Source organism: Stutzerimonas sp. R40042, assembly GCF_026642215.1.
Lineage (GTDB): Bacteria > Pseudomonadota > Gammaproteobacteria > Pseudomonadales > Pseudomonadaceae > Stutzerimonas > Stutzerimonas frequens.
The window spans coordinates 3,425,160-3,439,557 of the sequence record NZ_CP113258.1; the positions used below are offsets into that span (position 1 = coordinate 3,425,160).

The window sequence follows — 14,398 nt, forward strand, 5'->3', positions numbered from 1 at the left end:
GCGATCAGCGCTTCTTGTCGCGGCGCTTCTTCTCGGCCTTCTTGTGGTGCGACATGAGGCGGCGCTTCTTGTTGACCTGGCGGTCGGTGAGCGTGTTCTTCCTGCCCTCGTAGGGGTTGTCACCGCCCTTGTACTCGATGCGGATCGGCGTGCCGACCAGCTTCAGTACACGCCGGTAGGTGTTCTCCAGGTAGCGCGTATAGGACTTGGGCACCGCCTCGACCTGGTTGCCGTGGATCACGATCAGCGGCGGGTTGGCACCACCCAGGTGGGCATAACGCAGCTTGATGCGCCGGCCGTTGACCATCGGCGGCTGGTGCTCGCGCACGGCGTCCTCGAGGATCTGCGTCAGGCGGCTGGTCGGCCAGCGGGTGATCGCCGACTTGAACGCGGCCTGCACCGACTTGTACAGGTGCCCTACCCCGGTGCCGTGCTTGGCTGAAATGAAATGGATGTCGGCGTAGTCGACGAAGAACAGCCGGCGCTCCAGCTCGGTCTTCACGTAGTCCTTCTCGCCCTGCTCCATGCCGTCCCACTTGTTCAGCGCGATGACCAGGGCGCGGCCGGTCTCCAGCACGAAGCCCAGCAGGTTGAGGTCGTGCTCGACGACACCTTCACGGGCATCCATGACGAAGATCACGACGTTGGCGTCCTGGATCGCCTGCAGCGTCTTGACCACCGAGAACTTTTCCACCGCCTCGAAGATCTTGCCGCGACGACGTACGCCGGCGGTGTCGATCAGGGTGTACTTTTCCTCGTCGCGCTCGAAGGGGATGTAGATGCTGTCGCGCGTGGTGCCGGCCTGATCGTAGACGATGACCCGCTCCTCGCCGAGCATGCGATTGACCAGTGTCGACTTGCCGACATTGGGCCGCCCGATGATGGCGATCTTGATGCCTTCCTTCTCGCTCGGACCCGGGATGCGCTTGGGCTCCTGGCCTTCGGCGACGACTTCCTCGCCGTCCGCGGGCTCGCTGCCCTCCTCGCCTTCCTCGGTCTGCTCGGCATCATCGCGGGGGAAGATGCCGAGTGCCTGCTCAAGCATATGACTGATGCCACGCCCATGGGCGGCGGCGATCGGTAGCGCGTCGCCCAGGCCCAACGGGCTGAACTCGGCACGGGCGATGTCCGGATCGACGCTGTCGACCTTGTTCGCGACCAGGAAGCAGCGCTTGTTCCGCTTGCGCAGGTGTTCGCCGATCATCTGGTCAGCGGCGGTCAGTCCGGCGCGGGAGTCGACCATGAACAGCACGGCATCGGCTTCCTCGATGGCCTGCAGCGATTGCTCGGCCATCTTCGCATCGATGCCTTCCTCGTCACCGGAAATACCACCGGTGTCGATCACGATGTAGGTGCGCCCCTGCCACTTGGCCTCGCCATATTGGCGATCACGGGTCAGCCCGGCGTACTCGGCGACGATGGCGTCGCGGCTCTTGGTCAGGCGATTGAACAGGGTGGATTTGCCGACGTTCGGACGACCCACCAGGGCGATTACGGGAACCATACGGCTCTCCACTGCGATATTTCAGAAAACACGAAGGCCGCTGCAAGGCAGCGGCCGAATATTCATGGCTCCGCCAGGCGGAGCCGGCGGCTCAGCGGGTGGTCAGTCAGCCTGACGGATCGTCAGCGCCACCAGCTTGCCGTCATTGGCGAAGGCATACAGCCAGTCACCCTCCACCACTGGGCGTGCCCGTACACCAGAGCTGTCGATCCGCTCGCGAGCGACAAAGCGGCCATCGACCTGACTCAGGAAATGCAGATAGCCTTCCCGGTCACCGACCACCACATAGCTGGACAGCACCGCAGGGGCCGAAAGCTGACGACGGGCCAACGAATCATTGCGCCACAACGCGGTGGTGGAGCGCTCGTCGATGCCCTCGACGGTACCATCGGCCAGGCTCAGGTAGACACTGCCATAGCCGAGCGCCACTCCGGAGTAGCTGGATGCGTCACGCTGCCAGAGCACTCGGCCGCTTTCCAGTTCCAGCGCTGCAGCGCGGCCCTGGTAAGTCGCGACGTACAGCGTGCCGCCAGACAGCAGCAGGCCACCATCGATATCCACCACCCGCTCCAGCTCGGAGCGACCTTGCGGTATCGCCACTCGCTGCTCCCAGACCGGCAAACCGCGGCGGGTGTCCAACGCAATGACCTTGCCGCTGGAAAGGCCGGCGATGGCCAGCTGATTGGTCAGCAAAGGCGCTCCGGTACCGCGCAGGGTGAGTACCGCGGGCGAGCTCTCGTAGCTCCAGCGCTGCGCACCTGTGTCGATTTCCAGGGCGATCAGCCGATCGTCCTGAGTCTGCACCAGTACGATATCGCCGTTGACGGCCGGTGCAGCCAGCACTTCGCTGCTGACCTGGCTGCGCCAGCGCTCTTCGCCGGAGCTCACATCCAGCGCCAGCACCTCGCCACGCAGGGTGCCGATCAGCACCAGACCGTAGCCGGCACCTACCGCACCCGACACCGGCGTATCCAGCTTCTTCTTCCAGTTGACCTTGCCGGTCAAGCGATCCATCGACACCACCAGCCCCTCGACATCGGCGGCGTAGATCTGGTCGCCATAAACGACGGGCGTCAGCAGGTTGTAAGTCTCGCCCTGTCCTTCACCAATCGAGCGGCTCCACTCCTTTTTCAAGGAGATTTCTTCCTCGAACTTGGTCAGCTCGGCCGGCTCCGGCTCTTTGGTGTTGTTGCTGCTGCAACCGGCGGCCAGTACGGCCAGGGTCAGCAACGCGGCAGTCTTCCAACGCATCGATTACGCCTCCCCTCGGGCCAGATCATCCAGTTTCATTTGCAGGCCGCCGATGGCCGCATCCTGGGACAGCGACTCCTTGGCCTTGCTGTAAGCGGCATGCGCCTCGTCATCGCGACCGAGTTGCACCAACAGGTCACCCTTGAGTTCCTCACGGCTGGCAGCGAAGGCTTTGTCAGCCTCGCCGTCCAGCAGCTTTAGCGCTTCATCCGCCTTGTCCTGCGCCGCCAATACGCGCGCTAGGCGCTGACGGGCCAGCTCGTCCAGCGTCTTGTCGGCTGGCTTGTCGAGGATCGCACGCAGTTCGCTTGCTGCCTCATCGAGACGACCGGCCTCGACCGCTACCTTGGCGATGAACAGGCTGCCGTACTGCGCATAATGCGTCCCGGCGAAATCCTTCTTGAGCAGGTTGCCCAGACGCGAAACTTCGGCGGCATCGACTTCACCCGACTCCAGCGCGGCAGTCAGCAGCTGCTGGTAGAGGACCGAGGCACTCTGCGCCTGATTGATCTGGTGCTTCTGCCAGAACTGCCAACCGAACACCAATACCAGGGCAATCACGGCGCCGAGCATCAACGGCTTGCCGTTGCGCTGCCACCACTCTTTGATCTGCGCCAGTTGCTCTTCTTCAGTACCCGAGGTCACGCTGTCACTCCTTTTTATTCGCTAAGTCTCAGACCTGCTCGAGGCAGGCAGCCAGACGCTCGGGCAGAGCATCCCAGGCAATGCTTTGTTGCTCGCTGTCGTCGCGCAGCGGCTTGCAACCTACCACGCGCCCGGCCAGTTCGTCGTCACCCAGAATCAGCGCATAGCGCGCACCGCTCTTGTCGGCCTTCTTGAACTGGCTCTTGAAGCTACCGCCGCCGGCATTGACCAGCAGGCGCAGCCCCGGCAGCTCGTCGCGCAGGCGCTCGGCCAGGGCCAGTGCGGCCAGCTCGGCGGCCTCGCCGAACGCACAGATGTAGGCATGCGGCGTCGGATTCAAAGCGTCTGGCACCAACCCGAGGGTCTCCAGCAGCAGCACCAGACGCTCGACGCCCATGGCGAAGCCGACACCCGGCGTCGGCTTGCCGCCGAACTGACTGACCAGGCCATCGTAGCGTCCGCCTGCACAGACAGTGCCCTGCGCACCCAGCTTGTCGGTGACCCACTCGAAAACGGTGCGGCCGTAGTAGTCCAGGCCGCGAACCAGCTTGGGGTTGATCTCGTAAGCGATGCCGACTGCATCGAGACGCGCTTTCAGGCCTTCGAAATGCACGCGCGACTCTTCGTCGAGGTAGTCATGCAACGTCGGCGCATCGGCCAGCAGCGCCTGAGTCTGGGCATTCTTGCTGTCGAGAATGCGCAAAGGATTGGTCGTCAGGCGACGCTGACTGTCCTCGTCAAGCTGCTCGAAACGCTGCTGCAGGTATACCACCAGGGCATCGCGATAACGCGCACGTGCTTCACTGGAACCCAGGCTGTTGAGCTGCAGCGTCACTGCATCAGCGAGGCCGAGCTGCTTCCACAGGCGCGCGGTCAGTACGATCAGCTCGGCATCGATATCTGGGCCCGGCTGGTTGAACACCTCCACACCGATCTGGTGGAACTGCCGGTAGCGACCCTTCTGCGGTTTCTCGTAGCGGAACATCGGCCCGGTGTACCAGAGCTTTTGCACTTGCCCGCCACCGGTCATGCCATGCTCGAGCACGGCGCGCACGCAGCCGGCGGTGCCCTCGGGACGCAGGGTCAGGGACTCTTCGTTGCGATCGAGGAAGGTATACATTTCCTTGTCGACCACATCGGTGCCTTCGCCGATGCCGCGGGCGAACAGGTCGGTGAACTCCAGGATCGGCAGACGGATCTCGCTGTAGCCGTAGCTGTCCAGCAGCTGCGCGAAGGTGCCTTCGAGGTAGCGCCAGATCGGTGTCTGCGCAGGCAGGATGTCATTCATGCCACGAATGGCTTGCAGGGACTTGCTCAATGGGATTCCTTAAAGATCAGCTGCGCGCGATAACCGCCGCGTCGGACGCAAGCTTCTCGGCGGCCTTGCGCCGGATGAGCTGCTCCAGCTCATCGACGAGGTTTTCGTTGTTCAGTTTCTGCGCCGGCTTGCCATCGATGTAGACCAGGTTGTTCGGGCTGCCACCGGTCAGGCCGATATGGGCCTCCTTGGCTTCGCCCGGCCCGTTCACCACGCAACCGATCACCGCGACGTCCATCGGCACCAGCAGGTCCTCGACGCGATTTTCCAGCTCATTCATGGTCTTGACCACATCGAAGTTCTGCCGCGAACAGCTCGGGCAGGCGATGAAGTTGATGCCGCGCGAGCGCAGACGCAGGGATTTGAGGATATCGAAACCGACCTTGATCTCCTCGACGGGATCGGCCGCCAGCGACACGCGAATGGTGTCGCCAATACCTTCGGCGAGCAGCATGCCCAGGCCCACCGCGGATTTCACCGTACCGGAGCGCAACCCGCCCGCCTCGGTGATGCCCAGGTGCAGCGGCTGCTCGATCTGCCCGGCCAGCAGCCGATAGGCTTCCACCGCCATGAACACATCGGAGGCTTTGACGCTGACCTTGAAGTCCTGAAAGTCCAGACGGTCGAGATGATCCACATGACGCAGCGCGGATTCCACCAGCGCCTGCGGTGTCGGCTCGCCGTACTTCTTCTGCAGATCCTTTTCCAGCGAACCGGCGTTGACGCCGATACGGATCGGGATGCCTTTGTCACGGGCAGCATCGACCACGGCACGGACACGATCTTCGCGGCCGATATTGCCTGGATTGATACGCAGGCAATCGACGCCGAGTTCGGCCACGCGCAGGGCGATCTGATAGTCGAAGTGAATGTCGGCAACCAGCGGCAGCGTCACACGCTGCTTGATCCGGCCAAAGGCTTCTGCGGCTTCCATAGACGGCACCGAGACCCTGACGATATCGGCGCCGGCATTGGCCAGGCGCTGGATTTGCCCGACCGTTGCATCGACATCACAGGTTTCGGTGTTGGTCATGCTCTGTACGGAAATCGGCGCATCGCCACCGACCGCAACGCCACCCACCCAGATCTTGCGGGATTGGCGACGCTTGATAGGAGATTCGGAATGCATGATCACTGTCCGAGCTTGAGGCGCGCTGTCTCGCCGCGCATATGAGAGGCGAGGCTCACGGCCTCACCGTTGTAACTGAGCTGAGCACCACGGGCATATCCCAGATGCACATCCAGCGGCGCCTTGCCGCTGACCGTCCGGCTGGTTCCGGCCTTGGCCAGCGCGCTGTAGAGCACACGTCCTTCCGCGTCCGCTACCCGCGTCCAGCAGTCAGCAGTGAAACGCAGTTCGAGTACCGCCTCACCGGGTGCCGTCGCGCTGGCGCTTTCCGAGGTCTCCACTGGCACGGCTGCATTGTCGGAAGGCAGCTCGACCGGCGTAGATTCTGCCGGCGAGGACGCAGCGCCGGACTCAGACTCGCTCAAGGGCAGCGATTGAGCCGTCTCTACACCCGCCTCGCCGGGATCGGCATCGGCATCGGTCGAGGCCTGCGAGCTCTCGACAGGCGTCGACATTTCCCCAGGCGACAAGGCTGATCCTTGTTCCGTCGGCTCCGCCAGCTCGACCGCAGCATCCTCATCCGCCCGATCGAGAAGATGGATTTCGGTCGTCCCGTCCGCACCCTCCACTTCGATCCGCTCCAGGGCGGAAACTGCCGGAGTCAGGGCCTCACGGGTTGAGCGCTCCTGCCACCAATACCAGGCTGCCGCAGCAAGAACGAGGAGCAGCACGAAGCCGAACAGGCGCATGAAGCTACGCGACAGCCGGCCCGGCTCCTCGATACGGCCGAGACTGTTGACGTTACTGCCAGAAGCATTGGTACCCGTGTGCAGATCGAACTCCTGCACAAGACGGGTCTGATCAAGCCCGAGCAGCTTGGCATAAGCCCGCACATAACCACGGGCAAAGGTGTGTCCCGGCAACTGGCTGAAGTCGCCGGCTTCGATACGGGCCAGCGCCCGCTCGGTGAGATTCAGTTGCTGCGCTACCGCCGCGAGGGTCCAGCCCTTTTCTTCACGCGCAGATCGCAGCGTCTCGCCCGGGTTGTTGCCCATTGGTACAGCGGATTCTTGGTGCGGCGCGGTCATCGTTGCTCCGAAAGATATTGCTTGTACTCATCCGTGCCGGGATACAACCTTCTCAACTGCAGTCCGAGGCTCGCAGCCGTGTCGCGGTCCTGATGGATGTTGGCCAGGCGAATGCCAAGCAGCAGGCTACGCGCATTCTGCTCGGCCAACTGGCTGAAGCTGTCGTAATAACGTTTCGCAGGAACGTACTGCTTGTCTTCATAGGCCATGAGCGCGAGCTCAAGCAGGGCTCGCGGTTGCCGGCCGTCGAGACGCAGAGAGCGGGTGAAATATCGTTCGGCCTCGTCCCGCTGCCCCATCTGCAGCGCAGTCATACCGAGGTTCTGAAAGACCCGCGCACGCTCCGGATACAGGTTGTCCTCGGCGGCCTGGCTGAAACGCTCCATCGCTTCGGCATACCGTTTCTGCTCGAACAGAAAGCTGCCGTAGTTGTTGAGGATACGCGCGTCCTTGCGAGCGGAGAGCGCCTCGCGGTAGTGCTTGTCGGCCAGATCGTTCTCCATTTCGGTCTGGAACACCAGAGCCAGCGCGGCATGGGCGTCGGCGCTACGCGGGTCGATCTCCAGCGCCTTGCGTAAAGGGGTCTTGGCGCGGCCGGCAGCGCCTTGCTGCAGATAGCCGATACCCAACTGAATGTAGGCATCACGCGCCTCACGCCGCCCCTGGTCGGTCTTCAGCGGATCAACGGTGCCAGAAGACACACAACCGGCCAACAGGCCGGTCAGTACAAGCAGCAGCGCAGCGCGCAGAGTCATCAGCATCCCCCTCAGGATCGGTTCGAAGCCATGTGCGCCGCACCCGGCTCGCTCTGCAGCTCGCGCACAGCGATGTAACGCTCGCTTCGACGCGTCCGGTCCAGAACCTGGCCGACCAGCTGACCGCAGGCCGCGTCGATGTCTTCGCCGCGGGTGGTACGCACCGTCACATTGTGCCCGCCTTTGTGCAGGATGTCCTGAAAACGGCGGATGGCATTGTTGCTCGGCCGCTCATATCCGGAATGAGGGAACGGATTGAATGGAATCAGATTGATCTTGCACGGGATACCCGCCAGCAAGGCGATCGTCTGCTCGGCGTGCTCGGGCTGATCGTTGACACCTTTGAGCAAGGTGTACTCAACGGTCAGCACACGCTTCTCGCCAAGCCTCGAGACATAACGCTTGCATGCCTCGAGCAGGACATCCAGCGGATACTTCTTGTTGATCGGCACCAGCTGATCACGCAGCGCATCGTTCGGAGCATGCAGCGACAGCGCCAGCGAGACATCGATGACCTTCGCCAGCTCATCGATCATCGGCACGACGCCGGAAGTCGATAGCGTCACCTTGCGCTTGGATATGCCGTAGCCGAGGTCATCCATCATGATCTGCATAGCGGCGACGACATTGTCGAAATTCAGCAACGGCTCGCCCATCCCCATCATCACCACATTGGTGATGGCGCGATCGATCTTCGCCGGGACGGTGCCGAATGATTTGTTGGCAATCCAGACCTGACCGATCACCTCGGCCGCCGTGAGATTGCTGTTGAAACCTTGTTTGCCGGTGGAACAGAAGCTGCAATCCAGCGCACAGCCTGCCTGGGAGGACACACACAGCGTGCCGCGGCCGCCTTGCGGGATGTAGACCGTTTCCACACAGCTGCCCGAAGCGACACGTACGACCCATTTACGGGTACCGTCGCTGGAGATGTCTTCGCTGACGATCTCCGGGCCGCGAATCTCGGCACAGGCCTTGAGCTTTTCGCGCAGGGCCTTGCCGAGATTGCTCATGGCATCGAAATCATCGACGCCAAAGTGGTGAATCCATTTCATCACCTGACCGGCGCGAAAACGCTTCTCTCCGATGGACTCGAAGAAGCTTTCCAGTTGCGACTGGGTCAGACCCAGCAGATTCACCTTACCGGTCGTGGCAATCATTGGATTCACCTTCGCTCACTCAGCGAATGCGTGCGCACACTTCGGTGGCAGCGAAGAAGTAGGCGATTTCGCGGGCGGCCGAGGCTTCCGAATCGGAACCGTGAACGGCGTTCTCGTCGATGGAGACAGCGAAGTCAGCGCGGATGGTACCCGGAGCAGCTTCCTTCGGGTTGGTAGCACCCATCAGCTCACGGTTCTTGGCGATGGCGTTCTCGCCTTCGAGCACCTGAACGATGACCGGACCGGAAGTCATGAAGGCAACCAGATCCTTGAAGAAGCCACGCTCGCTGTGCTCGGCGTAGAAACCAGCGGCTTCGCGCTCGGACAGCTGAACCATCTTGGAAGCGACGACGCGCAGGCCGGCCTTCTCGAAACGGGTGGTGATTTCGCCGATCACGTTCTTGGCGACAGCGTCAGGCTTGATGATGGAGAAGGTGCGTTGCAGGGCCATGTAGGACTCCAAAACTGATGGGTTAAAGCGAACGAGTAAACCCGCGGATTATACGCGGGTCGCTGGCAAAACATAAGGGTAGAGGGCAGTACCTGGACGAGCCGACTGGCCGCCGAACGGCTGCATCGGCCGCCTTCCAGGCAGGAGCGGAAACTGCGACGACCTACTCGGCCTCTTCAATCCAGGCAGACTGGATCGCCTCGAGCACCTTCTCGCCGCCTCGCCCTGGCTCGTCGGCAAAGTTCGGCAGCTCCATCACCCAGCGATGCAGATCGACAAAATTCACGAAGCGCGGGTCGACATCGGTCTTGCTCTCGGCCAGCTCGATGGCGATCTCTTGTACATCCGTCCACTTCAGCTGCATGGTCCGCTTCCTCAATGCCCTTCCGACACCTGATTGATCGTGTACTTGGGTATCTCCACGACCAAGTCGGTATCAGCCACAACCGCCTGACAGGAGAGCCGCGAATTCGGCTCCAGCCCCCAGGCCTTGTCGAGCATGTCATCTTCGAGTTCGTCTGACGCCTCGAGCGACTGGAAACCCTCGCGGATCACCACATGACAGGTCGTGCACGCGCAGGACTTCTCGCAGGCATGCTCGATATCGATGCCATTGCGCAGCGCGGCATCGAGCACAGTCTCGCCAGCCTGAGCCTCGATGACAGCCCCTTCGGGGCAATGGTCAACGTTAGGCAGGAAAATGATTTGCGGCATTCGGGTTAATCCTCGATATCGTTGAGCCGCCGCCCGGCCAGCGCGGCCTTGACGGTGGAGTCCAGACGACGCGCAGCAAAGGCGTCGGTGATCTGGCTCAGGCGTTTGGTCTGGCGCTCGATGGCGGACACGTCCTGGCTGTCGAGCAGCGTACGCAACTCTTCCATCTGCGCTTCGATGGCGCCGCGCTCCTCAGCAGCAAGCAGGCGCTCCCCATCGGCTTCCAATGCTGCCTCGACGGCCTCCAGCAGACGCTGAGCCTCAACCAGCTGCTCACGCAAGGCGCGCGCATGACGATCGTCGTCCGCCTTGCGGAACGAATCCTCCAACATTCGGGCTATTTCGCCGTCGGTCAGCCCATAAGACGGCTTGACCTGAATGTTGGCCTCGACCCCTGACGCGAGCTCTCGAGCAGAAACACTGAGCAGACCGTCGGCGTCGACCTGGAATGTCACGCGAATCTTGGCAGCACCCGCAACCATCGGCGGAATGCCGCGCAGCTCGAACCGCGCCAACGAACGGCAATCAGCGATCAGTTCTCGCTCGCCCTGCAGCACGTGAATCATCATGGCCGTCTGGCCATCTTTGTAAGTGGTGAAGTCCTGGGCACGAGCCACCGGTATCGTGGTGTTGCGCGGAATGATCTTCTCCATCAATCCGCCCATGGTTTCCAGCCCCAACGACAGCGGGATCACATCGAGCAGCAGCAACTCTTCGCCATCACGATTGTTGCCAGCCAGCGTTTCGGCCTGGATCGCGGCGCCGATCGCCACGACTTCATCAGGATCGATATCGGTCAGCGGCTCACGACCGAACAGCTGCCCGACCGCGGAGCGCACCCTGGGCACCCGCGTCGAGCCGCCCACCATGACCACGGCGGTGATTTCTTCAAGCTCCACGCCGGAATCACGCACAGCGCGTCGGCAGGACTTCAGGCTACGCGCAACCAAGGGCTCGATCAGGGAATCGAAAGTTTCCCGGCGCAGCTCGCCCGACCAACCAGCGTAATTGATCGTGACCGCATCAGCCGAACTGAGCCGCTCCTTCGCATCACAGGCGAGCTTCAGCAGCTCGCGCTGGCTACCCGGAGTCAGGTCGCCGGAGACACCAGCCTGCACGACGATCCAGTCAGCCACGGCATGATCGAAGTCATCACCACCCAGCGCGGTATCGCCGCCGGTCGCCAATACTTCGAACACCCCCTTGGTCAACCTCAGGATCGAGATATCGAACGTGCCACCGCCCAGATCGTAGATCGCGACGACGCCCTCTGCTTGCCGATCTAGGCCATAGGCCACAGCCGCAGCGGTCGGCTCGTTGAGCAGCCGCAGCACGTTGAGCCCGGCAATACGCGCGGCATCCTTGGTTGCCTGGCGCTGAGCATCGTCGAAATACGCCGGCACGGTGATTACTGCACCGACAAGCTCGCCCCCCAGACTGGCTTCTGCCCGCTGACGCAACGTTCGAAGTATCTCAGCGGACACCTCAACCGGACTCCTGGCCCCCTGCACCGTCTCGATGAAAGGCATTTGCGATTCGCCTTCGCGGAAACGATAGGGCAACTGCTCCCCGAGCTGCTTGACGTCGGCCAACCCACGCCCCATCAGGCGCTTGATCGAACTGATGGTATTGAAGGGATCGCTCGCCGCGGCAAGCTTGGCTTGCGCACCCACCTCAACATAATCAGGGTGATAACGCACGACAGAAGGCAGAATCACCTGTCCTTCGGCGTCGGGCAGCGGCGCGGTGATACCACTGCGCAGCGCAGCCACGAGGGAATTGGTGGTGCCCAGGTCTATTCCTACAGCCAGGCGGCGTTGATGAGGCTGTGGGCTCTGTCCTGGCTCGGCAATCTGAAGTAAGGCCATGTCTGTCTGATATCGGGCGCAGCGTCTGGCACTGCGCGGGGTTAATCGTCGAGGCGCTCTTCGAGTTGGCGCACTTCCTGGGTCAGCTTGTCGAGAAACTGCATTCGCCGCACCAGCCGTTCGGCATCGGCGCGACGCGCCGGAAGTTGCCAGACCTGCGCAAAGTCGTCGTTCAGCTTTTGCTGGGCCTGCTTGAGCCGCGACTTGAAGGCAGCGACGCCATCCAAATCCGCCTGTTCATGGAGCTCTTCGAGCTCCTCGCGCCAATGCATCTGCTGCATCAGGAAATCAGGATCCTGAACCGTGGCCTCCAGCGGCACGTCATGCCCTTCGAGGGCTAGCAGATAGCGCGCCCGCCGACTCGGAATCCGCAGCGTCTGGTATGCCTCATTGAGATTGGCAGACCGCTCGAGCGCTTGACGCTGCTCGCTTTCGCTGGCATCCGCAAAACGGTCGGGATGAGTCTGACGAGCGAGCTCGCGGTAACGATCGGCTAGTCGCTCAAGATCCAGATCGAAATCCGGCTTCAGCTCGAACAACGCGAAATGACAAGGAGTACCCACAGCGTCCTCAGATGTTGAAGCTCTCGCCGCAGCCGCACTCGCCACGAACGTTCGGGTTGTTGAACTTGAAGCCCTCGTTAAGGCCTTCACGAACGAAATCGAGTTCGGTTCCGTCGAGATAGACGAGACTCTTGGGGTCGATGATCACCTTGACCCCGTGGCTTTCAAACACCGAGTCCTCGGCGGCGGTCTCGTCGACAAACTCCAGCACGTAAGCCAGACCAGAGCAGCCGGTGGTGCGAACCCCCAGCCTCACGCCCACGCCCTTGCCGCGCCCCTCAAGGGAGCGGCGGACATGCTGCGCGGCAGCGAGCGTCATGGTGATAGCCATCGCAACGCTCCTTAAAGCAGACCTTTCTTTTCACGGTAGTCACGCACTGCCGCCTTGATCGCGTCTTCGGCGAGTACCGAGCAGTGAATCTTGACCGGCGGCAGCGCCAGCTCTTCGGCCAGCTGCGTGTTCTTGATGGTCTCCGCTTCTTCCAGGGTCTTGCCCTTCATCCACTCGGTAGCAAGCGAGCTGGAGGCGATGGCGGAGCCGCAACCATAGGTCTTGAACTTGGCATCTTCAATGACACCCTGCTCGTTGACCTTGATCTGCAAACGCATCACGTCGCCACATGCCGGCGCGCCTACCATGCCGGTACCGATGCTCGGGTCTTCAGCGTCGAACTTGCCGACGTTGCGCGGGTTTTCGTAGTGGTCGATGACCTTGTCGCTGTATGCCATGGTGAAATCCTCTCTATATCAGGCGATGCGGCGTTAGACGCCAGTCAGTGGGCTTGCCACTCGACCTTGGAAATGTCGACGCCGTCTTTGAACATGTCCCACAGGGGCGAAAGCTCTCGCAGCTTCGTCACGGCTTCGCAAACCTTCTGCGCTGCGTAGTCGATTTCCTCTTCGGTGGTGAATCGACCAAAACTGAAGCGAATGGAGCTGTGTGCCAGCTCATCGTTGCGCCCCAATGCACGCAGCACGTACGAAGGCTCCAACGAAGCAGATGTACAAGCGGACCCGGAAGATACCGCCAGGTCCTTGAGAGCCATGATCAGCGACTCACCCTCGACGTAATTGAAGCTGAGGTTGAGGTTGTGCGGGACACGCGCAGTCATGCTGCCATTGACGTACAGCTCTTCCAGGTGCTCGACCTGCTTGTAGAAGCGATCCCGCAAAGCGCGAATACGCTCGTTTTCCTGAGCCATCTCCAGCTTGGCCAGATGAAAGGCCTCGCCCATGCCGACCAGCTGATGAGTAGCCAGGGTACCGGAGCGCATGCCCCGCTCGTGGCCACCGCCATGCATCTGCGCCTCGAGGCGCACACGCGGCTTACGGCGAACATAAAGCGCACCGACCCCCTTCGGGCCGTAGGTCTTATGAGCAGAAAAGGACATCAGATCGACCTTCATCTTCTCCAGATCGATCTCCACCTTGCCGGTCGACTGCGCCGCATCGACGTGGAAAAGAATGCCGCGAGAGCGCGTCAGCTCGCCAATGGCGGTGATGTCATTGATGGTGCCGATTTCGTTGTTCACATGCATGACCGACACAAGAATGGTGTCTTCGCGCAATGCAGCTTCAACCATCGCCGGGGTGACGATGCCATCCTCGCCCGGCTCGATGTAGGTTACCTCGAAGCCTTCGCGCTCGAGCTGTCGGGTGGTATCCAGTACCGCCTTGTGCTCGATCTTGGTGGTGACGATATGCTTGCCCTTGGACGCATAGAAATGTGCGACGCCCTTGATGGCCAGGTTGTCCGACTCGGTCGCACCGGATGTCCAGACGATCTCCCGCGGGTCGGCATTGACCAGCTCGGCAACCTGACGGCGCGCATTTTCCACCGCCTCTTCGGCTTTCCAGCCGAAGGCGTGGGAGCGTGAAGCCGGGTTACCAAAATTGCCTTCATTGGTGAGGCATTCGATCATCTTGGCAGCGACACGAGGATCCACCGGGGTAGTGGCGGAATAGTCGAGGTAAATCGGCAATTTCATTCAGATATCTCCTATCAGGCGGTC

The 14,398-nt window shown here is 61.7% G+C and carries 16 protein-coding genes; all 16 read right to left on the bottom strand.

The annotated features are described in order from the left end of the window. Positions 1 to 4: 4 nt before the first annotated feature. Positions 5 to 1,504, bottom strand: coding sequence for a ribosome biogenesis GTPase Der (gene der, locus OUY36_RS16230; protein ID WP_063542465.1), 1,500 nt, complete (start codon positions 1,502 to 1,504; stop codon positions 5 to 7). 102 nt (positions 1,505 to 1,606) lie between these two features. Further along, a complete protein-coding gene (gene bamB, locus OUY36_RS16235) occupies positions 1,607 to 2,755 on the bottom strand; it encodes an outer membrane protein assembly factor BamB (protein WP_063542463.1) in 1,149 nt (382 codons plus the stop codon). 3 nt (positions 2,756 to 2,758) lie between these two features. Then, a complete protein-coding gene (locus tag OUY36_RS16240; RefSeq protein ID WP_063542461.1) occupies positions 2,759 to 3,400 on the bottom strand; it encodes a YfgM family protein in 642 nt (213 codons plus the stop codon). A 28-nt stretch (positions 3,401 to 3,428) separates the two neighbouring features. Continuing rightward, entirely contained in the window at positions 3,429 to 4,718 is a 1,290-nt protein-coding gene (hisS, locus tag OUY36_RS16245; protein ID WP_110776198.1) for a histidine--tRNA ligase, read from the bottom strand. Positions 4,719 to 4,734: 16 nt separating this feature from the next. Beyond that, positions 4,735 to 5,847, bottom strand: coding sequence for a flavodoxin-dependent (E)-4-hydroxy-3-methylbut-2-enyl-diphosphate synthase (gene ispG, locus OUY36_RS16250; RefSeq protein WP_267935120.1), 1,113 nt, complete (start codon positions 5,845 to 5,847; stop codon positions 4,735 to 4,737). A 2-nt stretch (positions 5,848 to 5,849) separates the two neighbouring features. Continuing rightward, on the bottom strand, positions 5,850 to 6,875 hold the full coding sequence (locus OUY36_RS16255) for a helix-turn-helix domain-containing protein (RefSeq protein ID WP_267935121.1): 1,026 nt from the start codon (positions 6,873 to 6,875) through the stop codon (positions 5,850 to 5,852). Next, positions 6,872 to 7,630, bottom strand: coding sequence for a type IV pilus biogenesis/stability protein PilW (gene pilW / locus OUY36_RS16260; RefSeq protein ID WP_125869118.1), 759 nt, complete (start codon positions 7,628 to 7,630; stop codon positions 6,872 to 6,874). Before pilW ends, OUY36_RS16255 begins: the two co-directional genes overlap by 4 nt. Before the next feature lie 11 nt (positions 7,631 to 7,641). Then, entirely contained in the window at positions 7,642 to 8,790 is a 1,149-nt protein-coding gene (gene rlmN, locus OUY36_RS16265; RefSeq protein WP_267935122.1) for a 23S rRNA (adenine(2503)-C(2))-methyltransferase RlmN, read from the bottom strand. Between the two features lie 19 nt (positions 8,791 to 8,809). Next, a complete protein-coding gene (gene ndk / locus OUY36_RS16270; protein WP_102839840.1) occupies positions 8,810 to 9,241 on the bottom strand; it encodes a nucleoside-diphosphate kinase in 432 nt (143 codons plus the stop codon). A 163-nt stretch (positions 9,242 to 9,404) separates the two neighbouring features. Continuing rightward, positions 9,405 to 9,605, bottom strand: coding sequence for a Fe-S cluster assembly protein IscX (gene iscX / locus OUY36_RS16275; protein WP_063542449.1), 201 nt, complete (start codon positions 9,603 to 9,605; stop codon positions 9,405 to 9,407). A gap of 11 nt (positions 9,606 to 9,616) precedes the next feature. Then, the gene (fdx, locus tag OUY36_RS16280) at positions 9,617 to 9,955 is read right to left on the bottom strand and encodes an ISC system 2Fe-2S type ferredoxin (RefSeq protein WP_102839838.1); all 339 of its coding nucleotides are present in this window, start codon (positions 9,953 to 9,955) and stop codon (positions 9,617 to 9,619) included. Positions 9,956 to 9,960: 5 nt separating this feature from the next. Then, complete coding sequence (hscA, locus tag OUY36_RS16285) at positions 9,961 to 11,823, bottom strand: Fe-S protein assembly chaperone HscA (protein ID WP_110776195.1); 1,863 nt, start codon at positions 11,821 to 11,823, stop codon at positions 9,961 to 9,963. Positions 11,824 to 11,864: 41 nt separating this feature from the next. Then, positions 11,865 to 12,386, bottom strand: coding sequence for a co-chaperone HscB (gene hscB, locus OUY36_RS16290; RefSeq protein WP_063542443.1), 522 nt, complete (start codon positions 12,384 to 12,386; stop codon positions 11,865 to 11,867). A gap of 7 nt (positions 12,387 to 12,393) precedes the next feature. Beyond that, complete coding sequence (gene iscA, locus OUY36_RS16295) at positions 12,394 to 12,717, bottom strand: iron-sulfur cluster assembly protein IscA (RefSeq protein WP_267935123.1); 324 nt, start codon at positions 12,715 to 12,717, stop codon at positions 12,394 to 12,396. An 11-nt stretch (positions 12,718 to 12,728) separates the two neighbouring features. After that, complete coding sequence (gene iscU, locus OUY36_RS16300) at positions 12,729 to 13,115, bottom strand: Fe-S cluster assembly scaffold IscU (RefSeq protein WP_003284664.1); 387 nt, start codon at positions 13,113 to 13,115, stop codon at positions 12,729 to 12,731. Between the two features lie 44 nt (positions 13,116 to 13,159). After that, entirely contained in the window at positions 13,160 to 14,374 is a 1,215-nt protein-coding gene (locus OUY36_RS16305; RefSeq protein WP_230725645.1) for an IscS subfamily cysteine desulfurase, read from the bottom strand. Positions 14,375 to 14,398: the final 24 nt, after the last annotated feature.